Below are 23,027 nucleotides of genomic sequence, written 5' to 3'. Positions count from 1 at the left end.
CGCGGTCCGCGAGAGTCGCACCATGCCTCCTGTCGTCGTCCGGTCGGACGCACAGGAGTACGCGGCCGGGGGCGTCTGTGTTCGGGCGGCGCCGTAAAAAATCTTCCTTGACGGCGGTCGGCTCGCGTTTTATGCAGGTATGTGAGGTCACGTCCGCAGCCCCGGCAGCTACGGCACCCGAGAAGGGAGAGCCCGATGGCGCGTTCGGTCGGAATCGATCTCGGCACCACGAACTCGGTGGTCGCGGTCCTGGAGGGCGGCGAGCCCACCGTCATCACCAACACGGAGGGCGCCCGCACCACCCCGTCCGTCGTCGCCTTCGCCAAGAACGGCGAGGTGCTCGTCGGGGAGGTCGCCAAGCGGCAGGCGGTGACGAACGTGGAGCGCACGGCCCGGTCCGTGAAGCGGCATGTGGGCGACCACTCCTGGCGGTTCCCGGAGAGCGGCGACGTGGACGGCAGGCGGTACACCGCGCAGGAGGTCTCCGCGCGGGTGCTGCAGAAGCTCAAGCGGGACGCGGAGGCGTACCTCGGGGAGGACGTCACGGACGCCGTGATCACCGTGCCCGCGTACTTCGACGACGCCCAGCGGCAGGCCACGAAGGAGGCCGGGGAGATCGCCGGCCTGAACGTGCTGCGGATCGTCAACGAGCCGACGGCGGCGGCGCTGGCGTACGGGCTGGACAAGGGCAACGACCAGACGGTGCTCGTCTTCGACCTCGGCGGCGGCACGTTCGACGTGTCGCTGCTGGAGATGGGCGACGGTGTCATCGAGGTCAAGGCGACCAACGGCGACACGCACCTCGGCGGCGACGACTGGGACCAGCGGATCGTCGACCACCTCGTCACCGGGTTCAGGAACAACTACGGCGTCGATCTGTCGAAGGACAAGATGGCCGTGCAGCGGCTGCGGGAGGCGGCGGAGAAGGCGAAGATCGAATTGTCCTCGTCGACGGAGACGAGCATCAACCTGCCCTACGTCACCGCCTCCGCGCAGGGGCCGCTGCATCTGGAGGAGAAACTCACCCGGGCGCAGTTCGAGCAGCTGACGGCGGATCTGCTGCAGCGCTGCGAGGGGCCCTTCCAGAACGCGGTGCGGGACGCGGGGATCTCCGTCAAGGACATCGACCACGTGGTGCTGGTCGGCGGGTCGACGCGGATGCCGGCCGTGACGGAGCTGGTGAAGGGGCTGGCGGGCAAGGAGCCGCACAAGGGCGTCAACCCCGACGAGGTCGTGGCGGTCGGCGCGTCGCTGCAGGCCGGTGTGCTCAAGGGGGAGGTCAAGGACGTCCTGCTGCTGGACGTCACCCCGCTCTCGCTCGGCATCGAGACCAAGGGCGGCATCATGACCCGGCTCATCGAGCGCAACACGACCATTCCCACGCGGCGTGCGGAGATCTTCACGACGGCGGAGGACAACCAGCCGTCGGTGACGATCCAGGTGTACCAGGGGGAGCGGGAGATCGCGGCGTACAACAAGAAGCTCGGCATGTTCGAGCTGACCGGACTGCCGCCCGCGCCGCGCGGGGTGCCGCAGATCGAGGTGGCGTTCGACATCGACGCCAACGGGATCATGCACGTCTCCGCGAAGGACCTCGGCACCGGCAAGGAACAGAAGATGACCGTCACCGGGGGCTCCGCGCTGCCGCGGGACGACATCGACCGCATGGTGCGGGAGGCCGAGCAGCACGCGGAGGAGGACCGGAGCCGGCGCGAGGCGGCGGAGACCCGCAACCAGGGGGAGCAACTCCTCTACCGGACGGAGCAGTTGATCCGGGACAACCCGGAGAACATCCCGGCGGACGCCCGGAGGGAGACGGAGGAGGCGCTGGCCGAGCTGAAGGAGGCGCTGAAGGGGGAGGACACGGGGGCGATCCGCGCCGCGGTGGACAAGGCGGCTCAGGCGGCGCAGAAGATCGGTACGGCCATGTACGAGCGGGGCCGCGCGGATGCCTCCGGCGGTGGCGCTGCCTCCGGCGGGGATGGCTCCGGTGGTGGCGCTGCGTCCGGCGGTGGTTCCGGTGGTGCTGCCTCCGGCGGTGGCTCCGGTGGTCCGGCCGAGGATGACGTGGTGGATGCGGAGATCGTCGACGACGACAAGCGGGAGGCGGGCTGAGGACGTTCGTCGTCCGCGGGTGGGCGGGGGCCGGTCGCGCAGTTCCCGGCGCCCCCGAGTGGGCTGCGGTGGCCGTTGCGGGCCCGTCACCCGGACGGGGGTACAACGCGCGGCGTGCGTCGTGTCCGGCCGGGACACTCGGCGTGGGGGGTCGACACCCGTTCGTTCAGGGAGATCGCGCCACCATGAGACGCCCCCTCGCTTCGCTGGGCTGCTGTGCAGCTCTCGTTCTGACCGTCCTCGTCCAGTCCCCCGCCGGGGCCCGGGAGCGCGAGCTGTGGGGCTCGGTGACCATCGTTCCCGGCCGGCAGGGGCTGCTGGAGGTCGCCGGGTACGGCGGTCCCGCTCTGGGCGCCGGGTCCCGGCTGACGCTGACCGTCTCGGAGCCCGCCGCGGTGACCGGTACGCCGCTGGCCGACGGCGGGTACCGGGGGGCCGTCGCCTCCGACGGCGGTACCGGCAGTTACACGTTCACCGGCACCACGGCGGCCGGTCCGTGGTCCGGACGGACGTTCCCGTTCGTGCTCTCCGTTCCCGCCGACGCCGTGCCGGGGACCCGGCTCAGCGCGTGCGCGATGGTCGTCACCGACGCGGGCGGCGGCCGCCGGGACGAGGGGGCGTGCTCGGTCACGGTGGGGCTGCCCGAGCCGACGCTGTCGCAGCCGCTGGCCGGTGTCCCGCTCGGCTCGCGGCCGCGGACCGCCGGGACCGCCTACCCGGGCGCCCAGGTCAGCGTCCGGGACCAGGACGAGAACGAGGTGTGCTCGACGACCGCCGCCGCCGACGGCACCTGGTGGTGCGTCCCCGGGACCGATCTGCCGTCCGGCGCCGGACGGCTCCAGGCGACCGCCACCTTCAACGGGGTCAGCGCGGCGAGCGAGCAGATCCGGATCACGGTGACGTAAGGGGCCGTAACGGCACGACAGGACGGGCGTGTTGGGGAAACGTTGACCTTTCGTCCAGGAGTGTTGACCCTTCCCCGGGAGAGTCCATAGCCGGGCCGCCCCTACATTCGGCCGCATGTCCGTGCCGCTGCCCGTCCTGCCGTATCGCAAGCCCACCAAGGGCCGCGACTACTGGGTCTTCGACGACGTCCTGCCCGATCCCGACGCGGTGCGCGAGCGGGTGCTGGGCAGGGACGACTGGGTCAAGGGCTATCCGTACACCTCCGAGAGCTGGCCCGGGCTGCGCACCATGCCCGGCCTGGAACCGGGTGAGCTGGCGGTCGTCGAGAGGCTCGTGCGCAAGGCGACCGGGGCGAAGGAGCTGTGGGTGCAGCAGGCGCCGGGCGGCGGCACCCTCAACCACAACTGTGTGCAGGTCGTCGGGGAGGGCGAGAGCGAGCCCCGGCCGCACACCGACTCCCGGGCGCTGTGCCGGTACGCCGCCGTGCTGTACCTCAATCCCACCGTGCCCAAGGGGTGCGGGACCGCCTTCTACCGGCAGTCCCTGCCGGGCGGGCGGCTCGGCGGGAACGTCGTGCAGGCGCCGCACACCAATCTCGTCCAGGCCCTCGGGACACGGTTCGTCGCGCCGGACGCCTTCGAGGAGGACGTGACCGTGCCGCACCGGTACAACCGGCTGCTGCTCTACCACGCCAACCTCGTGCACAGCGCGACCGGTTACCACGGCATCGCGCTGGAGGAGAAGCGCATGACGGCGGTGTTCTTCTGGATGGCGTGACGTCCACATCGGTCGCCACATCACCCCTCGGACGGCTGTACGAGCGACAGCACCGCTACGGGTGACACCTAGGTGTCGTGCGTCCTCCGACCGGGCGGTGTGCGGACGTATGGCAGCGACGCTGCGCATCCCCATCCCTACGCTGTGACGAGTTCCGGCAGCAGGACCGCACGGGGGTCGTATGGGATTCGGATTCGGACAGCGGCGCGGCGGACAACTGCCCGCCGAGGTCACCGGTTTCGTGGGACGCGCGGCGGAACTGGCCGCGCTGGAAGAGGCGTTGGCGCAGGCTCGGCTCGTCACGCTGGTCGGGCCCGCCGGTGTCGGCAAGAGCCGTACGGCGCTGCGGGCGGCCCGGGAGGCGGCCGCGCGGTACGCGGACGGGGTCCGGCTGGTGGAGCTGTCGGCGCTGCACGACGCGGAGTTGGTGCCCGCGACGCTCGCCGGGGTGCTGGAGCTGCCCGAGCAGTCCGGCATGAGCGCGCTGGACGCGGTCGTGGAGCATCTGCGCGGCCGGCGGATGCTGGTCGTCCTGGACACCTGTGAGCATCTGCTCGACGCCTGTGCCGCGCTCTGCGACATCCTGCTGCGCGAGGCGCCCGGGCTGAGCGTCCTCGCCACCAGCCGTCAGCCGCTGGACGTGCCCGGCGAGCACTGTCTGACCCTGGCTCCGCTGCCCCGCGAGGACGCGGTGGAGCTGTTCCTGCAGCGGGCCGCCGCCGTCACCGCGGGACAGGGCGTGACCGACGCGGACCGGGAGCGCACCCTCGCCCTGGTCGACCGGCTCGACGGCATTCCGCTCGCCCTGGAGCTGGCGGCGGTCAGGCTGCGCGCCCTGCCGCTCGCGGAGCTGGTCGCCCGGCTCGACCGCCGTTTCGAGATCCTCACCGGCGGCCGGCGCACCGCGCTCACCCGGCACCAGACCCTGCGCACCGCCATCGACTGGTCGCACGAGCTGTGCACCGCGCCCGAACGGCTGCTGTGGGCGCGGCTGTCCGTCTTCGCGGGCCCCTTCGACCTGGCGGCGGCCGAGGAGGTCTGCGCCGGGGGCGGTCTGCCCGCCGAACGGGTCGTCGAGACCCTGGTGGCCCTGGTCGACAAGTCGGTCGTGCAGCGCGTCGACGAGGACGGCGGCGCGGCGCGCTACCGGCTGCTGGACACGATCCGGGAGTACGGGCGGGGACGGCTGTCCCTGACCGACGGCCACGAGGTTGTCGCCGAGCGGCACTTCGCGCGCCACGAACGGCTCGCGGGCCGGTTCTGGGACGAGTTCGTCGGGCCGTCCCAGGTCGCCCTGCACCGCGCGGTACGGCGGGACGCCGCCGATGTGCGGGCCGCCCTGGAGTACGGCTGCGCGAGCCCCGCGCGGGCCTCGCGGGCGCTGTGGCTGGCGTCCCGGCTCGGGCCGTACTGGCGGGCCGCGGGCACCCTGTCGGAGGGGCGGTACTGGATCGACAAGGCGCTGGAGCTGACCCCGCGCGACTGCCCCGAGCGGGCCTGGGGGCTGTTGATGACCGGGGTGTTCGGGGTGTGGACGGCCGACCTGGAGACCGCGCTGGAGCGGTTCCCCGAGGCCCACGCGGTGGCGCGGCGGGTGGGGGAGCGCCGGGTGGAGCTGTTCGCGGAGGCGTATCTGGGCGCGATGACCGCGCTCGGCGGCAAGGTCGAGGAGGGGCTGGCGGACCTGGAGCGGGCCCGGCAGCGGATCGTCGCCGCCGGTGACGCGCTGGGCATCGGGGTCGTGCACTACGAGGGCGCGCTGCTGCGGGCCGTGCTCGGCGACACGATGGGGGCGCTGGAGCTGTGCGCGACGGGGCTGGCGTATCTGGAGGGCACCGGGGAGCGGCAGATCTACGCCTCGACGCTGGCGGTGCAGGGGCTGATCCTGTCGCTCGCCGGGGACCACGAGGACAGCGCGGTGTGCTTCGAGCGGTCCCTTCAGGCGGCCGCGGAGATGGGGGAGGTGCTGGTGGCGGCCCTGGCGTGTCTGGGGCTCGCCTGGTATGAGGCGCGGCGCGGGCGGCACGCGCGCGCGTGCCGGCTGCTCGGGTACGCCGAGCACGCCCGTCGTCTGGGCGGTGACCCGGTGGCGATGCTGCCGCGGCTGCTGCAGGAGCAGGAGGCGGTGCAGCGGGCGGTGCGGGCGGCTCTGGGTGCGGAGGAGTTCGGCCGGCTGCGGGACGCGGGGGCGCGGATGTCGGGGCGGCAGGTGCTGGAGGCGGTCCGCGCGGGTGCCGACGAGCCGGAGCCCGGGGACGGCGCGCGGCGGCCGCCGCGGCCCCGGGAGCCGGTGGAGGGGCGCGCCGCGGGCGTTCTCACCCGGCGCGAGCGGGAGGTCGCGGCGCTGGCCGCGCGGGGGCTGTCCAACCGGGAGATCGCCGAGCGGCTGGTCATCTCCAAGCGCACGGTGGACGCCCATGTCGAGCACATCCTCGCCAAGCTGCGCATCACCTCGCGCACGGAGATCACGGAGGTGACCGGGCCGGTCACCTAGGTACGGGGCGGGGGCGCGCCGGGCGGGGCCCGGCGGGAGTAGGTATACGGATCTTCCCCGGTCGTGGTGCGCGGTGCCGGCCGGGGACGGCAGCCTGGGAGGCAGCCGCCGCGGGGACGGAGCGCCCGGGTGCCGACAGTGGTCGGATCTCCCACGGCTGTCATGGCAGGCGTCCGGCGCGGTACCTCCCCCCGGCGGTTGCGGCGGGGCTGCCCCTGGTCGGCGGGGCAGCCCCGCCGTGTGTGACGTGCGTCGCTTCCGGTACCTGTCACGTCTGTTCCCCGTCCGTTGTCCCCTGGGCGTCACCGCTCGGGTGGCCCGGACCCGGGAGGGACCATGACGCATCAGGATCAGCACGCGGAGTTCACCCGCCCCGACGACACGCCCCGGCGCGCGTGCCTCGGGGGCCGGGCCGCCGTGCTGTACAAGGAGACGGTCGGCTCCGCGCGGCTGCCGGCGTACCGGCTGGTCAAGCGGGGCGATGTGAACGTGGCCCTGTCCCGGGCCGGGCGGGCGGCGCGGTGAGGGAGGCGGACACGATGACGGAACCGACGACCGGGCAGGCAGAGCCGGACCGGCCGGATCCCTACCTCGAGCACCGCAGGCTGCTGTTCGCCACCGCCTACCGGATGCTCGGCAGCGTCGCGGACGCCGAGGACGTGCTCCAGGACGCCTGGCTGAGCTGGCACCGGGCGGACCGCTCCGCTGTGCGCGACCCGCGGGCGTACCTGGTCCGCACGGTCACCAACCTCGCTCTGAACCGGCTCACCTCGGCCCGGGCGCAGCGCGAGACGTACGTGGGCCCGTGGCTGCCGGAGCCGCTGCTGACCTCACCCGACGCGGCTGAGGAGACGGAGATGGCGGACAGCGTGTCGACGGCCATGCTGGTGGTCCTGGAGACCCTGAACCCGGTCGAGCGGGCCGTGTTCGTGCTGCGCGAGGTCTTCGGCTTCGGCCACGCCGAGATCGCCGAGGCCCTCGACCGCCCCGAGCCGGCGGTCCGGCAGATCGCCCACCGCGCCCGGGAGCACGTCCGCGCCCGCCGCCCCCGCCACGACACCGACGCCGGCCACCGAGCGGAGGTCACCAGCCGCTTCATCGAGGCGTGCGCGGGCGGTGATCTGACGGCGGTGATGGAGCTCCTCGCCCCGGACGTGACCTGCTGGTCCGACGGCGGCGGCAGGGTCACCGCGGCGCGGCGCCCGCTGTACGGCCCGGACCACGTGGGCCGCTGGATCCTGGGCGTCCTCGCCAAGCCGCAGACCCGGGGCGTGGTCCTGGAGCGTGCCGGGATCAACGGCGAGCTGGGCCTGCTGATGATGCTGGGCGGCACACCGATGGGCGCGATGACGTACGACGTGGTGGACGGCCGTATCCGCACTCTGCGGTTGCAGGTGAACCCGGACAAGCTGTCCGGGGTGCGGGGCTGAGGAGCCGGTTCGTTTGACATCCGCGCCGCTCTCTTCCATGGTTGTGCTAATTCATTAATGGAACCATGGAAGGTGACGTGGTCGAGTACCGGATCGACCGGAGCAGCGGCGTTCCCGCCTATGTGCAGATCGTCCAGCAGACCGAACGCGCCCTGCGCATGGGCACGTTGAAGGTCGGGGACCGGCTGCCGACGGCCAAGGAGGTCGTCGCGGCCTGTGCCATCAACCCGAACACCGTGCTGCGGGCGTACCGGGACATGGAGCAGGCGGGACTCGTCGAACTGCGCCGCGGGCTGGGCACGTTCGTGACCCGGTCGCTGGCGCAGCCCGCCGCCGAGGACGACACGCTGCGCGCGGAACTGGCCGGCTGGACGGCCCGCGCGCGGGCGGCCGGGCTGCAGCGGGCGGACATCCTCGCCCTGGTCACGGCCGCCCTGGACCATCACGAGCGACAGCACCACCAGGAGGACGCATGACCGGGCCTGACGCCCCGGCCGCCCTGCGCGCCACGGGACTCGGATTCCGGTACCGGGCGCGGGGCGGCTGGGCCCTGAAGGACTGCGAGTTCACCGTGCCCGAGGGCCGCATCACCGCCCTTGTCGGGCGCAACGGCGCCGGCAAGAGCACCCTGCTGCACCTGGCCGGGGGCCTGCTGCGCCCCCGTACCGGGGAGATACGGGTTCTGGGCGCCGTTCCCGGTACGCCCGAGGCGCGCACCGAGGTCGCCCTGCTGACCCAGGACAAGCCGCTGTATCCGCGCTTCACGGTCGCCGACACGCTGCTGATGGGCGGCAAACTGAACGCCACCTGGGACCGCGAGGCAGCCGAGGCCGTCGTGGCCGCCGGCGGGATCGCGCTCACCGCGCGGGTCGGCGAGCTGTCCCCGGGGCAGCGCACCCGGGTCGCGCTCGCCCTGGCGCTCGGCAAGCGGCCCCGGCTGCTGCTGCTGGACGAACCGATGGCGGACCTCGACCCCGTGGTGCGCGGCGAGATCATGGCCGTGCTGATGACCGAGGCCGCCGAGCGCGGCACGAGCATCCTGCTGTCCTCACACGTGCTGCCCGAACTGGAGCAGACCTGCGACTGGGTCGTCGTGCTGCGCGACGGCCGGGTCGAGCTGAGCGAGGACGCGGACGCGCTGCGGGAGGCGCACGCACTGGTCACCGGGCACGCCGACCGGGCGGGCGCGCTGGCCGGTCACACCGTGGTGCACCGCACCACCGCCGGGCGGCAGATGAACGCCCTGGTCCGGCGGCGTGGGCCGCTGACGGGCGACTGGCATGTGGAGCGGGCCGGCCTGGAGGACGTCCTGCTCGGATATCTGCAGGCCGGCGACGCGGCCGGGACGGAGGCGGCGGCGTGATGAAGGGCTCCTTCTGGCTGGCCTGGCGTCAGCAGCGCACGGCGGTCGCGGTGGGGGTCGCCGTCCTCCTCGCGGCCACGGCCCTCGCGATGTACTCCCGCTCCGGGATGCTCGACGACCTGGGCAGCGGGCTGTTCGACCGGTGCGAGCCCGGGCCGCTGTACTGCACCGGCCCGGACGGCCGGATCCTCTTCCTCGACATCGACCCGCTGCGCTACCTGGGCGCGCTGAACATCGCGCTGCCCGTGCTGATCGGCGTGTTCTGGGGCGCCCCGCTGCTCGGGCGCGACCGCGAACTGGGCACGCATCGCACCGTGCTGGCGCAGGGGGTCGGCCGCGGACAGTGGTTCGCCTCGCGGTACGCGCTCGCCGCGGTGAGCGCCATCGCCCTGTCCGGTGCGACGGCGTGGCTGTTCGCCTGGTGGCGGCAGCCCGCCGAGGACAGGAGCTACGGGCTGTTCTGGTACGAGACGTCCGCACTGAGCGGCTCCGGACCCCGGGTCGTCGCCGCCGCGCTGTTCGGGCTCGCGACCGGCACCCTGCTCGGGCTGCTGTGCCGCCGGGTGCTCGCGGCGATGGGGTGGACGCTGCTGGTCACGGGCGTGGTGACGCTCGCCGTGGAGTGGCTGCACAAGGCGCGGGTGCTGGTCGCCCCGCGCAGCTACACCAGCGCCGGCATCGCACCCAAGCCCGAGATGGGCGACAAGTGGTCCACCGGGCACTACGGCCTGATCACCGCCGACGGACACCGCGCCGACGTCGTCGCCTGCCCCTTCCCCTCCGGCGCCGAGCTGCGGCAGTGCATGGCGCAGCACCACTTCGTCGCCCGCTTCTACGAGGCCAACCCGGCCGGTGACTACTGGGTGTTCCAGTGGACCGACACCGCGCTCTTCGGCGGACTCGCCCTCGCGCTCACCCTCGCCACGGTGCTGCTGCTGCGCCGCCGCGTCTGAACCGACTCCTCTGAGCCGACTCCTCTGAGCCGACTCCTCTCCTCTCTCGTCGCTGTCCCGTACGGAGGTCGATCCGCCATGCCCGCAGACGCCAAGTCGCCGGGGAAACTGCGCAGCAACCGCGCCGCGCTGACCCACAAGATGGGGTACGCGCTGCGCCACCCCGAGCGGGTCGCGCCGTATCTGAAACGGGCCGGGCGGGACGCCTGGCTGCGGCTCAGGCACCCGGACCACGTGGGCTACTACCGGGCGGTGATGGCCTCCGACACACGGCGCAGTCCCGAGGCGGCGGTCGGTTCGCAGACGCACGAGCGGTGGCTGGCGCTGGGGCGGATGCAGTTCGACTACCTCCTCGAGCACGGGCTGCGGCCCGGGCAGCGCATGCTCGACATAGGCTGCGGCAACCTTCGCGGCGGCTGGCGGTTCATCCAGCACCTCGACGCCGGCCACTACTACGGCATCGACATCTCGCCCGACATCCTGGTCGCCGCCAAGCAGACCCTCGTCGAGCGGGGGCTGCAGGACAAGGTGCCGCACCTGACCATCACCGGCGACCTCACGCTGGACTTCCTGCCCGACGACCACTTCGACGTCGTCCACGCGCACAGCGTCTTCTCGCACTCGCCGCTCGACGTCATCGAGGAATGCCTGTCCCACGTCGGCCGGGTGCTGAAGCCGACGGGCTTCTTCGACTTCACCTTCGACCGCACGGAGGGGACCGAACACCAGGTGCTGCGCGAGGACTTCTACTACCGCACGGAAACCCTCCTCGCCCTCGCCCACCGCCACGGCCTGCACGCCCGCTTCATGGAGGACTGGGAAACCCGCCCCCACGGGCAGTCGAAGATCCGGGTGAGCCGCGCGCCACGGTGACCGGGGGCCGGTGCCCGGTGGGGCAGCCCGCGGGCCCGGCCGAGACCGGCCGGGCCCGGGCGGGGGGCAGCGGGGTCAGCGGACCGTGGCTGCGTCCCAGTGGTAGAAGCGGCGGGCCATCGCGTCCTTGGGACTGCGCCAGGTCGCCGGGTCGTACGCGGAGACGAACGGCGTCAGACGTTCGCTGACGTCACGGAACTCCGGGTGCTCGACCAGGCGCGCGATCGCCGGGGACGGGTCCTGCTCCGCCTCGATGAGGTGGAGGTAGATGTCGTTGAACTGGAACAGGCTGCGCCGGGTGACGCCCACCAGGTGCGGCAGCTCGCCCCGGTCGGAGTCGGCGAAGACCTGCGCGATGTCGTTCTCCGAACCCGGTTTCATCCGGGCGACGATCAGGGTGTGGTGCATCGCGGAGCGCCCCTTCAGTCCGTGGCCAGCGCCGGCTCACGGCGCTCGTCGCCGGCCGCCTGCTCGATGCGGTCCCGGATCAGCGCCATCTGCGTCTTGGAGTTGCGGTTGATCATCTGGGTCATGCCGGCGTCGTCGACCGGCGCCTCCGGCTTCATCGCGAAGTCCTGGATCCAGCGCATCCGCACACCCTCGGGCGTCTCGCGGTACTCCCAGCGGATGTTCATGTACTGGAAGGGCCCGGTCTCCACGCGGTGCGCGCGCACCGTGCGGCTCGCCCGGTCGGCCGTGCGCTCCGACACCCAGCTCCACACCTTGCCCTGCTCGTCGGGGTGCATGGTGAGCCGGAAGGTGACCGTGTCGCCCTTGCGGTCCAGGATGTCCACCGAGGCGTACTCGCTGAACAGGTCCGGCCAGTTGTCCAGGTCGTTGGTCATGTCCCAGACCAGGTCGAACGGGGCGGCGATGGTGATCTCGTTCTCGGTGTGGCCGTCGGTCATGTCAGGCTCCGCTCAGGGCGTCGTTGACCAGCGCGAGGAACTCGGCCGGCGTCTTGCACTTCTCCGCGTTCTCCGGCAGGCCCGCGCCGTGCCGCTTCTCCAGCTCGGCGACGATGCCGAGCAGGCCCAGCGAGTCCAGCCCGAAGCTGTCGAAGCCCGAGGCGGACTGCCGCTCCAGCTCCTGCGGCTCGACGCTGACACCGGCCGTGCGCTTCATCAGCTCGGCCAGGTCGGCGTAGGTGACACGGGCGGTCAGCCGGTGGTCCAGTTGGTCGGTCATGTGCTGTTCCCTCTCTCGTGACTCGCGTGGATGGTCACGGCGTTCGCAGGACGAGCGCCGCGTTGTTGCCCATCAGGCCCCGGCTGACGACCAGGGCCGTACGGACCTCGGCGGTCCGGGCCCGGCCGGTCACCAGGTCCAGCTCGTGGCAGGGGTCGAAGACGTTCGGCGTGGGCGGGATCAGGCCGTGCTCCATCGCGAGCACCGCCGTCGCCACGTCCAGCACCGCCGCCGCGCAGTGCGCCCGGCCCCCGCCGGTCTTCGGCGCGGTCACCGGCACCTTCCGGGCGTGCGGCCCGAGCGCGTCGGCGAGGGCGAGGACCTCCGCCTCGTCCGCCTCCGGCACCCCCAGCGCGTCGGCGAAGACGACGTCCACATCCTGTGGACGGCACCCCGCCTGCTCCAGCGCGGCGGTGATCGCACGGGCCAGCCCCTCGCGGGAGTCGGCCCAGCGGGAGGCCCCGGTGAAGGTCGCCGCGTGACCGGCCACCGTCGCCCGCGCCTCCGCACCCCGCTCGCGCGCCGCCCGCTCGTCCTCCAGGACGAACATCGCGCCGCCCTCACCGGGCACGAAACCGCACGCGCCCGAGGTGAAGGGCCGGTACGCGCGCTCGGGGTCGTCACTGGTGCTCAGCTCGGGATAGCCGAGCTGGCACACCATCGAGTACGGCGCGAGCGGTGCCTCCGTGGCGCCGACCACCACCGCGTCGGTGCCCCGGCCGATCGCGCGGGCCGCGTGCGCCAGCGCGTCCAGGCCGCCCGGCTCGTCCGCGCACACCACCCCGCACGGGCCCTTGAACCCGCCGCGGATGGAGGTCTGGCCGGTGCTGGCGGCGTAGAACCAGGCGATCGACTGGTACGGCCCGACGTGCTTGGGGCCGTCACCCCACAGCTTCTGCAGCTCCCGCTGGCCGAACTCGCCGCCGCCCGAGCCCGCGGCCGTCACCACACCCACCGCGTACGGCGAGTCGAGATCGGCCGGCGCCAGCCGGGCGTCGTCCAGCGCCAGCTGGGCCGCGGCCATGGCGTGGTGCGTGAACCGGTCCGTCTGGACCAGATACGTCGCCTCGATCAGCGCCGCCGCGTCGAACTCCCGCACCTCGCCGCCCACCTTCAGCGGCAGGTGCGTGCAGCCCTCCCGGGTGATCGGGCCGAGGAAGCCGCGGCCGTCGGCCACCGCCTTCCAGTACGTCTCCGCGCCGACGCCCTGCGGCGCCACCACTCCCAGCCCGGTGACGACGGCCCGCCGGGTATCCGGTCCGCTCATCGCAGCCTCCTTACCGGTCCTGTCAGTACGACCGCCGACTGGAACCCGCCGAACCCGCTGCCCACCGACAGCACCGTGGACAGCTCCCGCTCCCGCGCGGTGCGCGGCACGTAGTCGAGGTCGCACTCGGGGTCCGGCACCTCGTAGTTCGCGGTCGGCGGCACCACCTGATGGGCCATCGCCAGTACGCACGCCACCAGCTCGATGGAGCCGATCGCGCCGAGCGAGTGACCCACCATCGACTTGATGGAGCTCATCGGGGTGTCGAAGGCGTGCGCGCCCAGGGCGCGTTTGACCGCGGCGGTCTCGTGCCGGTCGTTCTGCTGCGTGCCCGAGCCGTGCGCGTTGACATAGCCGACCGCCGTCGCGTCCAGCCGGGCCTGGCCGAGGGCGTCGTCGATGGCCCGCGCCATCTCCAGGCCCTCCTTGGTCAGACCGGTCATGTGGTAGGCGTTGCCGTACGTGGCGTAGCCGGCCAGCTCGCAGTAGATCTCCGCGCCGCGCGCCCGGGCGTGCTCCAGGTCCTCCAGCACCAGGACCGCGCCGCCCTCGCCCATCACGAACCCGTTGCGGCGGGCGTCGAAGGGGCGGGAGGCGTGCTCGGGGTCGTCGTTGCTCGGCGAGGTCGCCTTGATCGCGTCGAAGCACGCCATGGTGATCGGGGATATCGGCGAGTCCGAGGCGCCCGCGATCACCACGTCCGCGCGGCCCTCGGCGACCGCCTGCGCGGCGTAGCCGACCGCGTCGAGCCCCGAGGTGCAGCCCGTGGAGACGGTCTGCACGACGCCGCGCACCCCGAACTCCTCGGCCACGGCCGCGGCGAGCGTGCTCGGCGAGTACGCGCGGTGCAGGTCCGGGCCGGCCTTCGTGTGGTCCACGTCCCAGCGGGCGCCGCGCTCGCTGACCAGCACGTAGTCGTGCTCCAGCCGGGTGGTGCCGCCGACCGCGGTGCCGAGGAAGGCGCCCATACGCCACGGGTCCTCGCGGGCCGTGTCCAGGCCCGCGTCCCGGACCGCCTCGGCGGCCGCGACCAGGGCGAACTGTATGTAGCGGTCGCAGCGCTGGACGGTCGCGAGATCCAGCCCGTGCGCCGCGGGGTCGAAGTCGCACTCGGCGGCCATCTGCGAGCGCAGGCCCTCCGGGTCGAACAGGGAGATCCTGCGGGTGGCCGTACGCCCCTGCGAGAGCAGGTCCCAGAACGCGGGGACGCCGATGCCGCCGGGTGCGACGACGCCTATGCCGGTGACCGCGACCCGCCTGCTCATGACATCACCTCGGCGGGTTCGCCCTCCTCGGTGTCCACGTGCCCCATGTCCGGGCGCGGCGCGAGCGGGCCGAGGTGGAAGACGATCCGCGCCTCGGTGTCCCCGACGTTGCGGAACCGGTGCCGCACGTGCGGTGGGATCAGCAGCCCCTGCTCGGTACGCAGATGCTGCGGCTCGCCGTCCAGGTCCACCTCGAACACGCCCTGCGTGACGAAGACGAACTCCTCGGAGTACGGGTGGTAGTGCTCGGCGATGCGCTCCCCGGGCTGCACGATGGCCACGCCCATGAAGCCGCTGGTCGAGCCCGCGGTCGTCGGCGTCAGAAGCGCGCGGACGTCACCGCCGCGCCGGCGGTTGGGGGCGATCGAACCGAGGTCGACGATGCGTGCCTGCTGTTGCGTCATGACGTTTCACTCCGGGAGGGAAGAGGGTTCGGGGTGAGTCGGGAAGGACCGGCGGCGAGGACACACGGGTCGCAAGGCCGCCGCCGTACGGGTCAGGAGGCCGCCGCCGTGCGGTCGGTGAGCGGGCGCATCCGGGCCCGGGTCAGGAGGCGGGGCAGCGCCCGCTCGTCCGTGAGCGGGACGTCGAGGCCGAGGGCGTCGCCGTCCAGCAGCGGCGCGGCCGCGGCGCGCGCCTCCGCGTCGGCCAGGGCGAGGACGCGTCCGGGGGTGTCCTGAGGATCGCCCGCCACGTCCACCAGGCGCACCACGAGGTCGTCGCGGTGGAAGACGGTGCAGGACGTCACCGGGGTCTCCGGATCGCCGGCGGCCGCCGCGTCCTGCCGGGCGAGCAGCCTTGCCAGCGCCGGGCCGGCGCCCGGACGGGCGTAGTAGAGCAGGGCCACCCGCTCCACGTCGGCGCCCGGGGTGACGGCGTCCACGTGGTGCACGGCGGGCAGCGCGGCCCGGGTGAAGAAGGCCCGAGCCGACTTGGGGTCCTTCAGATCGCGGTCCTGCTCCAGGTAGGGGTTGATGGCCTCCTCCACGGCCCGCACCTCCGGCTGGCGCGAGACGTGCCGCAGTGCGGCCTGGAGGTCGCCGCGCACCTCGACCGCGCGCACCACCCGGTTGCCGTGCATGAACAGGGAGGTGCGCAGCAGGCGGGTGGTGTCGTCCACCCGGGGCTGCGGCGAGGCGTAGTGGGACAGCAGCTCGGCGACCACGGCCTCGCTGCCCGGGGTGACCGTGAAGGTCAGGGCGTGCCGGACGACGTTGCCGCCGGTGCGCGGGGCCGGCTGCAGACCGCCCGTGGGAAGGGCGTCGGCGCTGCCGAACGTCTCGCGCAGCACGGTGTAGCGCAGCGAGCGGGTGTCGCGGACGCAGCCGCTCATCGGCTCGACCATGTCCAGGTGCTGGTCGCTGTTGACCCAGGCGAGGAAGGGCTCGGCGCTCTCCCACTCGCTGGTGATGAGCCACTGGGTGGGGTTCTCCAGGGACTGGCACAGCTGGTCGCTGATGTGTCCCGGTACGGAGGCCACCTGCGCGCACATGCGCTCGTAGGCGGTCAGGAACTCCTTCTGGGTTCCGTCGTGGATGTCCACCATGAGCACGACCCGCACCCGGGACCCGTCGAACGCGTCCGTGGCGACGCGGTCCGGGACCGTCGACACGGCGGGGGAGACCGTCATCCTGCACACCTCTTCTTCGGGTGGGGAGTTTTCGTTTTCCGCGGTGGGTGGTGGGTGGGGGTCGCCCGGGGCGGCCTCCGCGGCCACGTAGGGACGATCCTGAGCCGAGCTGCACGAGCGCGCGATCCGGGCGGGGTGAGCGGGTGAAGCGTGAGCCGCCGAGGGCGGCGCGGGGCATGGATGTGAACCCGTGGGATCGACGCGCTGGAGGCGAAGCGATGAAGCAACAGGCCGGTCAGGAGGCCGTGCACCGGGTTCCTGTCCTGATCGTCGGAGGGTCCCTGGTGGGGCTGTCGACATCCGTGTTCCTGGGCCGTCTGGGGGTACGGCACACGCTCGTGGAGCGGCACGCGGGTACGTCCATTCACCCGCGTGGGCGCGGCAACAACGTCCGGACGATGGAACTGTTCCGGACCGCGGGCGTCGAGGGGGACATCCACCGGGCCGCGGCCACCCTCGCCGACAACCACGGCATCCTGCAGACGCCGACGCTCGTCGGGGACGCCGGGGAGTGGCTGTTCAAGGAGATCGACCCGGGCGGCGGGCTGGCCCGCTTCAGCCCCACCGCCTGGTGCCTGTGCAGTCAGAACGACCTGGAGCCGGTGCTGCTGGACCACGCCGTGGCGCTCGGTGGCGACCTGCGGTTCTCCACCGAGCTGATGTCCTTCGAGGTGGACGGCGACGGCGTGACGGCCGTCGCGAAGAGCCGTGAGACCGGGGAGCACCTGCGGATCCGGGCCGACTACCTCGTCGCCGCCGACGGGCCGCGCAGCCCCGTGCGGGAGCAGCTCGGCATCGGGCAGAGCGGGCCGGGCGACCTGTTCCACAACATCAGCGTCACGTTCCGCTCGCGCGGGCTGGCGGAGGTGGTCGGGGACCGGCGGTTCATCGTGTGCTACCTGACGTCCCCCGAGGCGGACGGGGCGCTGCTGCCCGTGGACAACCGGGAGAACTGGGTGTTCCACGCGCCCTGGCACCCCGAACGCGGGGAGACCGTCGAGGAGTTCACCGACGAGCGGTGCATCGCGCACATCCGGCGCGCGGTGGGGGTCGACGACCTCGACGTGGAGATCACCGGGCGGGCGCCCTGGCACGCGGCCCAGCGGGTCGCGACGGCCTACCGGTCCGGGCGGGTCTTCCTCGCCGGGGACTCCGCGCACGAGATGTCACCGACCGGGGCGTTCGGCTCCAACACCGGGATCCAGGACGCGCACAACCTCGCGTGGAAGCTCGCCGCCGTGCTCGGGGGGTGGGCCGGGGACGGGCTGCTCGACAGCTACGACGCGGAACGGCGGCCGGTGGCGGAGGCGACGAGCGCGCGGGCGGCGGTGCGGTCGGTGGAGCACGCGCATCCCGGGTTCGCGCCGGGGCCCGGGGCCGGCGGGGCCGGCGGGGCCGGCGGGGCCGGCGGGGCCGGCGGGGGCGGCGGGGGCGGCGGGGGCGGCGGGGGCGGCGGACGGAGGCCCGGGGGGATCCTTGATGTGGCGCTGGGCTACCGGTATCCGGGCGGTGCGGTCGTCGGGGCCGATCCGGGCGGGGCCGTGGTGCCCGAACGGCTCGAACTGTCGGGGGCGCCGGGCAGCCGGGCGCCGCATCTGTGGGTGCGGCGGGGGGACGGCTCCGCCCGTGTGTCGACGCTGGATCTGTACGAGACGTCGCTGGTCCTGCTGTGCGACGCCGCGGCGGGGCGGGCCTGGTACGACGCGGCGCTGCGGCTGGCCGACGAGTTGCGGCTGCCGTTGCGGCCGCATCGGGTGGGCGCGGGCGGGGATCTCGTGCCCGAGGAGTCCGTGTCGTGGTCGGACCTGCACGGGGTCGCCGCGGGGGGTGCGGTGCTGGTGCGGCCGGACGGGTTCGTGGCCTGGCGCACGGCGCATGCGGTGCAGGACGCGGAGCGGGAGTTGAGGGGGGTGCTGGGGAGGGTGTTGTCGTTGCGGACGTGATCCCTTGTGTGCGGGGGCCTGCGGCGCGGGGTGCGTTGTCGTCTTCCGGTGCGTTGTGGCTGGTCGCGCAGTTCCCCGCGCCCCTTTGGTGCCTGCGGCGGCCCGTTGCGGTGCGTGGTGGGCTGGTGTCTCGCCTGCGGTGCGTGGTGAGTCGGGGCCGGGGTGGGGGGTGTCCGTCCTCGGTCCGGCCGGCCGTTTCCGACGAGCGCTCAGTGTCTCGGTGCCGGCCGCTGCGGGCGGACACCCCCCACCCCGGCCCCTTCCCGCCGTACGCGCCCGCGGCCCGTCGCCCCTTCCGGGTCGGTGCGGGTGCAGCGTGGGGGTGGGCGGCCCTCCACGGCGGACGGCAACCGTAGTCACCTAGGGGCGCGGGGAACTGCGCGACCGGCCACGGCGTGCCCGCACCCGACGGTGGTCCCTCCGGGGCGGGTGCTGCCGCAGGCGTTACGGCGTGGGGGCCGACGTCGGTGTTGCTGAGGGCGGGGTCGACGGGGACGGGGAGGCCGACGGGGCCCGGGTGGAAGGCGCCGGGGTGGGCAAGGACGGGGTGCTCATCGGGGGCGGGGCCGCAGGCCGTGCCGGGGGCTGGGGGGTGCCCCGGTGCAGGGGGAGCGCGATCAGGGTCGCCGCCGCGCAGCACACCGCCGTCGTCGCCGCCGTGCGGAGCAGCCGGCGTGTGCTTGCCGCGCGGCGGAGCCGGCGGTAGTGGCCGGGGGGTGGGGGCAGGTGCCCGGAGGGGGGACGCAGGAGTACCGCGAGGGGGTCGTCGTCGCCGGGGCCGCCGTCGTCAAAGCGAGTGGTCAAGGCTTCTCCTCAGGTGGACGCGGAGCAGTTCGCGGGCCGCGTGCAGGTCGGCCTTGATGGTTCCTTCCTTGCGTCCGGTCAGCACCGACACCTCCCGGATCGGCATGTCGGCGTAGTAGTGCAGGAGGATCGGGACGCGCAGCCGCCTGGGGAGGGACTGCACCAGGAGGCGGATGGAGGGGTCCGCCTGTTCGGTGTGCGCCGGCACCTCCGCGCCCGCCCGGCGTACCGCCCTGCGTTCGCGTTCCTGTTTGCGCCAGTGGTCGCGGACGAGGTTGGCCGCCGTGACGTAGAGGAACCCGCGCGGCTCCTCCACCTTCGTCCAGCGGGCCCACAGCCGGGTGAACGCCTCCGACGCGATCTCGTGGGCCGTCTCGTCGTCGTCGACGAGACGGCGGCACCAGCCGGCGAGGCGCGGGTAGAGGACGGCGAACAGTTCGGCCGCCGCCTGGTCACGACCCACCGTGCGCCGACTCCGCGAAGACGATGACGTTGTCCGGGTAGCCGTCGTCCGTGCGCCGGCCCCCGCAGGTGATCAGGCGCAGCACGGGGCGGCCCACGTCGCCGTACACGTCGGCGGTGGGGAAGCGCGACTTGCTGACGGTCCGTACGGCGGTCACCGTGAACGCCGGGCGGGTGCCGTCCGTCAGGCGGGCGGTGACGCGGTCGCCCCGGCGCAGCCGGGACAGGTGGCGGAAGACTCCGTCGCCGTAGCGGCCGACGGTGACATGGCCGAGCAGGACCGCCGGGCCGGTGCGGCCGGGTACCGGTGAGTGCCGGTACCAGCCCGCCCGGTCGTGGGCGGTGACCGGCGGCACCTCCACCGTGCCGTCGTCCGCCAGGCCCAGCTCGATGACGGGGGTGTCCACGTCGATGGCCGGGACGAGGAGGCGGACGGGGACCGGTGTGCCGGGGGGCGGCGTGGAGGTGTCCTCGGGGGTCGCCGGGTGGGGTTTCGGGGCGGCGCAGGCGGTGAGGAGCGTGGCCGCCGCCGCTCCGGCGAAGGTCCGCCGGGTCAGCGGGCTCACGCTCCGGTCGCCCGTCGACGCCGTACGGCGAAGCCCGCGCCGCCCGCCACGAGCAGCGCGGCGGCTCCCCCGCCGATCAGGCCGGCGTGGGACTCGCTGGGGGCCACGGCCCCGGTGTTCGGGGCGCCGCTGGGGACGACCGAGACCTGGCCCGGAGCCGGGGCGGCCGACGGGGTCGCCGTGGGCGCGGTGCCGGGGACGCTCGGCGCCGCCGTGGGCTCGGTGCCGGGGACGGTCGGGGAGGCGGAGGGCGCGGCGTCCGGGACGGTCGGGGACGCGGAGGGCGCTGTCGAGGGGGCCGGGCTGGGGGTCGCGGCGGCGGTGGCGGACGCGGGGGCGGTGGCCGCCAGGACGGCCGTGCAGGCGAGAGCCAGGATCGTGAGGCCGCTTCGGCGCATGGGTGGGTCTCCCTCGGGGCGGGTGGTGGTGTTCGGTCGTGCGGAGAGACGACCGGGCCCCGGGGTGGGTTGTAAAGAGATGGCAAAGGGGAAGGTGGCGTGATCTGCGTCACCGCGGCGCGGTCTCCTGTGATGCCGGCGCGGTCCCCCGCGCTGTAGTGAACGGTGCACCCGAGTGACCGGTGCGCCTTCTGTGACTTCGCTTCCTCTGCCGCCGCTTCGCGGCCTTCTTCGGGGTGGGATACGTCGTGAGTCGTCGTACGACGCGTGCTTCGCATGCGTACAGACCGCTGAGCCTGAAACGACGGGCGTGGCTGACGCTCGGTGCCGTGGTGCTGGGAGGCGGAGGCGTCGTGACGTACGCCGTCGCGAGCCCCTCGCACGACGCCGGACCCGGGATGCGGGCGAAGCGGCCGGTGCGGGTCTACGACCTGGCGCTGGGCGGTGCCGCGAGCGACAAGCGGGAGCTGCCGCGCACCGACACGCACGTGTTCTCGCTCGTCGGCGTCTCCTGGAGCGGCCCGGCCGTGCGGCTGCACGGCACCGCGCAGGTGCGCACCCACAGCAGCGTCACCGGTGAGTGGAGCGACTGGCAGACCCTCGACGTGGACGCCGACCCGCTGGAGCACCCCGACCAGGGTGAGCGCGGCGCGTCCGAGCCGCGGTGGGTCGGTCCCTCCGACGGCGTCGAGGCCCGTGTGCTGCGCAAGAACGGCACCACCCGCGCGCTGCCCAAGGGGCTTCAGGTCAACCTGGTCGACCCGGGCGTGGTCACCGACGCGGAGAGGCGGGTGAGCGGCGCCGAGCCCGCCGCGTTCGTGGCCGACGAGACGCCCGGTGCCTCCGCCTCCCCGAGCGACTCCGCCGCGGTGACGGACCCGCCGTCGCCCACCGACTCCGCCCCGCCCACGGATTCCGCCCCGCCCACGGATTCCGCGTCGCCGACGGACTCCGTGTCCTCCTCGCCCACGGCCACGGCGTCCCCCTCGCCGACCGTCACCACCCCGCCGCCGCCCACCGCGCCGCCGTCCACCGTGCCGCAGCCGCCGATCACCTCGCGGGCCGCGTGGGGCGCCGACGAGTCGCTGAGCCCCGATCCGTCGGAGTACAACGCCGACGTCAAGGCCGTCTTCGTGCACCACACCGACGGCGACAACGCCTACGCCTGCACCGACTCGGCGTCGATCGTGCGCGGCATCTACGCGTACCACACGCAGGTCAACGGCTGGAACGACCTCGGCTACAACTTCCTCGTCGACAAGTGCGGCACCGTCTTCGAGGGCCGCAAGGGCGGCGTCGGCCTGCCGGTGCTCGGCGCGCACACCTACGGCTGGAACCGGGAGTCCGCGGGCATCGCCGTGCTCGGCGAGTACACCACCACCGCCGCGAGCAACGCCGCGCTGGAGGCCGTCGCCCGCGTCGCGGCCTGGAAGCTCGGCCAGTACGGCGCCGACCCGGCCGGCACGGTGCAGCTGACCTCGGGCGCCACGCAGACCAATTACTTCGGCACCGCCTACACGGCCGGGACGAAGTACACCTTCCAGCGCATCTCCGGGCACCGCGACGGCTACAACACCCAGTGCCCGGGCAGTGCGCTGTACGCGCAGCTGCCGACCGTCCGGGCGTGGGCGGCCGGTCCCGTGCAGGGGCTGAAGGTCACCTCGGTGGCCGGCGGGGCGAGCCTGTCCGGCTCGACGTACTACACCAAGGGCGCCGTCACCGTGAACTGGTCGGCGACCACGCCCCGTTCGCTGGTCAAGAGCTTCGAGCTGCTCGTCGACGGCAAGGCCGTGACGACGGTCGCCGGCACCGCCTCCTCGGCGAGTGCCACGCTCGCCCTCGGCAGCCACACCGTCGCCGTGCGGGCCGTGCACCAGTCCGGCAGGACCGCCACGACCGCGTCGGTGAACGTCGTCGCCGAGACCACCGCCCCCGCCTTCACCGCCAACCCGGCGCTGTCCCTGCGCACCGGCACCGTGAACACCACGGCCGTCCCGGTCACCCTCGGCTGGAAGGCCGGCGACAACGCCGCCCTGCGCTCGGTGAGCCTGCTCTCGCCCGGTACGGCGATGTACGGCCCGACCACCTACAGCGCCGCCCGCACCGCCGCGTCCGGCACCGCCGCCACCTGGTCGATGCGGGCCGCCGACTGGGCCGGCAACACCCGTACCGCGTCGGCCGCCTTCACCCCGGTGATCCTCCAGGAGAGCTCGGCCGTGAGGTCCGGCAGCTGGTCCACCCGGTCCGGCAGCAGTTACCTCGGCGGTGCGTCGTACTCCAGCTCTTCCACCGGAGCGAGCCTGACCTGGACCTTCACCGGGCGGTCCGCCGCCTGGGTGGTCTCCCGGGCCGCCACCTCGGGGCAGGCGTACGTGTACGTGGACGGCGTCAAGGCGGCGACCGTGGACCTGAAGTCCGCCACGACGCTGTACCGGCAGGCGATCTGGACGAAGACGTGGTCCGCGAGCGCCAAGCACACCGTCAAGATCGTGGTCGTGGGCACGAGCGGCCGGCCGACCATCACCACGGACGGACTCGTCCACGTGAAGTGACGCCGTACTGAAAACAGGCGAGGAGGGCCCCGTCCCGGGCC

Annotated in this window: 22 protein-coding genes; 12 read left to right on the top strand and 10 right to left on the bottom strand. The window is 73.5% G+C overall.

Features of this window, described 5'->3' with window-relative positions:
• Nucleotides 1–195: 195 nt before the first annotated feature.
• The 10 genes from dnaK (at nt 196) to AB0E88_RS25930 (ending at nt 10,911) form a co-directional block, all read left to right on the top strand.
• A complete protein-coding gene (dnaK, locus tag AB0E88_RS25975; protein ID WP_361634916.1) occupies nt 196–2,115 on the top strand; it encodes a molecular chaperone DnaK in 1,920 nt (639 codons plus the stop codon).
• 185 nt (nt 2,116–2,300) lie between these two features.
• A complete protein-coding gene (locus AB0E88_RS25970) occupies nt 2,301–3,020 on the top strand; it encodes a carboxypeptidase regulatory-like domain-containing protein (protein WP_361634914.1) in 720 nt (239 codons plus the stop codon).
• A 115-nt stretch (nt 3,021–3,135) separates the two neighbouring features.
• The gene (locus AB0E88_RS25965; RefSeq protein WP_361634911.1) at nt 3,136–3,798 is read left to right on the top strand and encodes a DUF6445 family protein; all 663 of its coding nucleotides are present in this window, start codon (nt 3,136–3,138) and stop codon (nt 3,796–3,798) included.
• A gap of 181 nt (nt 3,799–3,979) precedes the next feature.
• Nucleotides 3,980–6,292, top strand: coding sequence for a LuxR C-terminal-related transcriptional regulator (locus AB0E88_RS25960; RefSeq protein WP_361634908.1), 2,313 nt, complete (start codon nt 3,980–3,982; stop codon nt 6,290–6,292).
• 336 nt (nt 6,293–6,628) lie between these two features.
• Nucleotides 6,629–6,817: a hypothetical protein gene (locus AB0E88_RS25955; protein ID WP_361634905.1), complete on the top strand. Its 189-nt coding sequence runs from the start codon at nt 6,629–6,631 to the stop codon at nt 6,815–6,817.
• 14 nt (nt 6,818–6,831) lie between these two features.
• Nucleotides 6,832–7,722, top strand: a complete 891-nt coding sequence (locus AB0E88_RS25950) for an RNA polymerase sigma-70 factor (RefSeq protein WP_361634903.1) — start codon at nt 6,832–6,834, stop codon at nt 7,720–7,722.
• 65 nt (nt 7,723–7,787) lie between these two features.
• Entirely contained in the window at nt 7,788–8,198 is a 411-nt protein-coding gene (locus tag AB0E88_RS25945) for a GntR family transcriptional regulator (RefSeq protein ID WP_361634901.1), read from the top strand.
• Nucleotides 8,195–9,085, top strand: coding sequence for an ABC transporter ATP-binding protein (locus tag AB0E88_RS25940; RefSeq protein WP_361634898.1), 891 nt, complete (start codon nt 8,195–8,197; stop codon nt 9,083–9,085). Before AB0E88_RS25945 ends, AB0E88_RS25940 begins: the two co-directional genes overlap by 4 nt.
• Nucleotides 9,085–10,038, top strand: a complete 954-nt coding sequence (locus tag AB0E88_RS25935) for a transporter (RefSeq protein ID WP_361634942.1) — start codon at nt 9,085–9,087, stop codon at nt 10,036–10,038. Before AB0E88_RS25940 ends, AB0E88_RS25935 begins: the two co-directional genes overlap by 1 nt.
• 78 nt (nt 10,039–10,116) lie before the next feature.
• Nucleotides 10,117–10,911 (top strand): class I SAM-dependent methyltransferase, encoded by a 795-nt coding sequence (locus tag AB0E88_RS25930; protein WP_361634896.1) that lies wholly within the window; start codon nt 10,117–10,119, stop codon nt 10,909–10,911.
• 75 nt (nt 10,912–10,986) lie between these two features.
• Here the strand turns inward: AB0E88_RS25930 and AB0E88_RS25925 are convergent, their stop codons facing one another.
• The 7 genes from AB0E88_RS25925 to AB0E88_RS25895 form a co-directional block, all read right to left on the bottom strand.
• A complete protein-coding gene (locus tag AB0E88_RS25925; RefSeq protein WP_361634893.1) occupies nt 10,987–11,319 on the bottom strand; it encodes a TcmI family type II polyketide cyclase in 333 nt (110 codons plus the stop codon).
• Nucleotides 11,320–11,333: 14 nt separating this feature from the next.
• Nucleotides 11,334–11,819, bottom strand: coding sequence for an SRPBCC family protein (locus AB0E88_RS25920; RefSeq protein ID WP_361634890.1), 486 nt, complete (start codon nt 11,817–11,819; stop codon nt 11,334–11,336).
• A 1-nt stretch (nt 11,820) separates the two neighbouring features.
• The gene (locus tag AB0E88_RS25915; protein WP_361634887.1) at nt 11,821–12,099 is read right to left on the bottom strand and encodes an acyl carrier protein; all 279 of its coding nucleotides are present in this window, start codon (nt 12,097–12,099) and stop codon (nt 11,821–11,823) included.
• A 34-nt stretch (nt 12,100–12,133) separates the two neighbouring features.
• Nucleotides 12,134–13,366, bottom strand: coding sequence for a ketosynthase chain-length factor (locus tag AB0E88_RS25910; RefSeq protein ID WP_361634885.1), 1,233 nt, complete (start codon nt 13,364–13,366; stop codon nt 12,134–12,136).
• Nucleotides 13,363–14,631, bottom strand: a complete 1,269-nt coding sequence (locus AB0E88_RS25905; RefSeq protein WP_361634882.1) for a beta-ketoacyl-[acyl-carrier-protein] synthase family protein — start codon at nt 14,629–14,631, stop codon at nt 13,363–13,365. Before AB0E88_RS25905 ends, AB0E88_RS25910 begins: the two co-directional genes overlap by 4 nt.
• Nucleotides 14,628–15,035 carry a cupin domain-containing protein gene (locus AB0E88_RS25900; RefSeq protein ID WP_361634879.1) on the bottom strand — a complete coding sequence of 136 codons (408 nt, stop codon included), beginning with the start codon at nt 15,033–15,035 and terminating at the stop codon, nt 14,628–14,630. Before AB0E88_RS25900 ends, AB0E88_RS25905 begins: the two co-directional genes overlap by 4 nt.
• 92 nt (nt 15,036–15,127) lie before the next feature.
• Nucleotides 15,128–16,261 carry a SchA/CurD-like domain-containing protein gene (locus tag AB0E88_RS25895; RefSeq protein ID WP_361634875.1) on the bottom strand — a complete coding sequence of 378 codons (1,134 nt, stop codon included), beginning with the start codon at nt 16,259–16,261 and terminating at the stop codon, nt 15,128–15,130.
• A 218-nt stretch (nt 16,262–16,479) separates the two neighbouring features.
• Here AB0E88_RS25895 and AB0E88_RS25890 point away from each other — a divergent pair, with 218 nt between their 5' ends.
• Nucleotides 16,480–18,204: an FAD-dependent monooxygenase gene (locus AB0E88_RS25890; protein ID WP_361634872.1), complete on the top strand. Its 1,725-nt coding sequence runs from the start codon at nt 16,480–16,482 to the stop codon at nt 18,202–18,204.
• A 787-nt stretch (nt 18,205–18,991) separates the two neighbouring features.
• Here AB0E88_RS25890 and AB0E88_RS25885 read toward each other — a convergent pair.
• The 3 genes from AB0E88_RS25885 to AB0E88_RS25875 are packed head-to-tail and all read right to left on the bottom strand — an operon-like array spanning nt 18,992 to nt 20,434.
• Entirely contained in the window at nt 18,992–19,471 is a 480-nt protein-coding gene (locus tag AB0E88_RS25885) for an RNA polymerase sigma factor (RefSeq protein WP_361634869.1), read from the bottom strand.
• Nucleotides 19,461–20,036 carry a class F sortase gene (locus AB0E88_RS25880; protein WP_361634866.1) on the bottom strand — a complete coding sequence of 192 codons (576 nt, stop codon included), beginning with the start codon at nt 20,034–20,036 and terminating at the stop codon, nt 19,461–19,463. The genes AB0E88_RS25885 and AB0E88_RS25880 overlap by 11 nt, the downstream gene beginning before the upstream one ends.
• On the bottom strand, nt 20,033–20,434 hold the full coding sequence (locus AB0E88_RS25875) for a sortase-dependent protein (protein ID WP_361634864.1): 402 nt from the start codon (nt 20,432–20,434) through the stop codon (nt 20,033–20,035). The genes AB0E88_RS25880 and AB0E88_RS25875 overlap by 4 nt, the downstream gene beginning before the upstream one ends.
• 296 nt (nt 20,435–20,730) lie before the next feature.
• On the opposite strand from AB0E88_RS25875, the gene AB0E88_RS25870 reads away from it, so the two are divergent.
• A complete protein-coding gene (locus AB0E88_RS25870) occupies nt 20,731–22,986 on the top strand; it encodes a peptidoglycan recognition protein (protein WP_361634940.1) in 2,256 nt (751 codons plus the stop codon).
• Nucleotides 22,987–23,027: the final 41 nt, after the last annotated feature.

Origin of the sequence: Streptomyces sp. NPDC028635 (genome assembly GCF_040637635.1) — a bacterium.
Taxonomy (GTDB): Bacteria; Actinomycetota; Actinomycetes; order Streptomycetales; family Streptomycetaceae; genus Streptomyces.
The sequence above is the reverse complement of the archived record's forward strand: the minus strand, read 5'-3'. Positions and strand labels throughout refer to the sequence as shown.

What these genes read in the sequence shown, in the direction of transcription:
- AB0E88_RS25925 (WP_361634893.1), bottom strand. Translation starts at nt 11,319, where the DNA reads ATGCACCACACCCTGATCGTCGCCCGGATGAAACCGGGTTCGGAGAAC.
- dnaK (WP_361634916.1), top strand. Translation starts at nt 196, where the DNA reads ATGGCGCGTTCGGTCGGAATCGATCTCGGCACCACGAACTCGGTGGTC.
- AB0E88_RS25875 (WP_361634864.1), bottom strand. Translation starts at nt 20,434, where the DNA reads ATGCGCCGAAGCGGCCTCACGATCCTGGCTCTCGCCTGCACGGCCGTC.
- AB0E88_RS25930 (WP_361634896.1), top strand. Translation starts at nt 10,117, where the DNA reads ATGCCCGCAGACGCCAAGTCGCCGGGGAAACTGCGCAGCAACCGCGCC.
- AB0E88_RS25955 (WP_361634905.1), top strand. Translation starts at nt 6,629, where the DNA reads ATGACGCATCAGGATCAGCACGCGGAGTTCACCCGCCCCGACGACACG.
- AB0E88_RS25920 (WP_361634890.1), bottom strand. Translation starts at nt 11,819, where the DNA reads ATGACCGACGGCCACACCGAGAACGAGATCACCATCGCCGCCCCGTTC.
- AB0E88_RS25940 (WP_361634898.1), top strand. Translation starts at nt 8,195, where the DNA reads ATGACCGGGCCTGACGCCCCGGCCGCCCTGCGCGCCACGGGACTCGGA.
- AB0E88_RS25935 (WP_361634942.1), top strand. Translation starts at nt 9,085, where the DNA reads ATGAAGGGCTCCTTCTGGCTGGCCTGGCGTCAGCAGCGCACGGCGGTC.
- AB0E88_RS25900 (WP_361634879.1), bottom strand. Translation starts at nt 15,035, where the DNA reads ATGACGCAACAGCAGGCACGCATCGTCGACCTCGGTTCGATCGCCCCC.
- AB0E88_RS25895 (WP_361634875.1), bottom strand. Translation starts at nt 16,261, where the DNA reads ATGACGGTCTCCCCCGCCGTGTCGACGGTCCCGGACCGCGTCGCCACG.
- AB0E88_RS25965 (WP_361634911.1), top strand. Translation starts at nt 3,136, where the DNA reads ATGTCCGTGCCGCTGCCCGTCCTGCCGTATCGCAAGCCCACCAAGGGC.
- AB0E88_RS25945 (WP_361634901.1), top strand. Translation starts at nt 7,788, where the DNA reads ATGGAAGGTGACGTGGTCGAGTACCGGATCGACCGGAGCAGCGGCGTT.
- AB0E88_RS25950 (WP_361634903.1), top strand. Translation starts at nt 6,832, where the DNA reads ATGACGGAACCGACGACCGGGCAGGCAGAGCCGGACCGGCCGGATCCC.
- AB0E88_RS25970 (WP_361634914.1), top strand. Translation starts at nt 2,301, where the DNA reads ATGAGACGCCCCCTCGCTTCGCTGGGCTGCTGTGCAGCTCTCGTTCTG.
- AB0E88_RS25915 (WP_361634887.1), bottom strand. Translation starts at nt 12,099, where the DNA reads ATGACCGACCAACTGGACCACCGGCTGACCGCCCGTGTCACCTACGCC.
- AB0E88_RS25960 (WP_361634908.1), top strand. Translation starts at nt 3,980, where the DNA reads ATGGGATTCGGATTCGGACAGCGGCGCGGCGGACAACTGCCCGCCGAG.
- AB0E88_RS25890 (WP_361634872.1), top strand. Translation starts at nt 16,480, where the DNA reads ATGAAGCAACAGGCCGGTCAGGAGGCCGTGCACCGGGTTCCTGTCCTG.
- AB0E88_RS25905 (WP_361634882.1), bottom strand. Translation starts at nt 14,631, where the DNA reads ATGAGCAGGCGGGTCGCGGTCACCGGCATAGGCGTCGTCGCACCCGGC.
- AB0E88_RS25910 (WP_361634885.1), bottom strand. Translation starts at nt 13,366, where the DNA reads ATGAGCGGACCGGATACCCGGCGGGCCGTCGTCACCGGGCTGGGAGTG.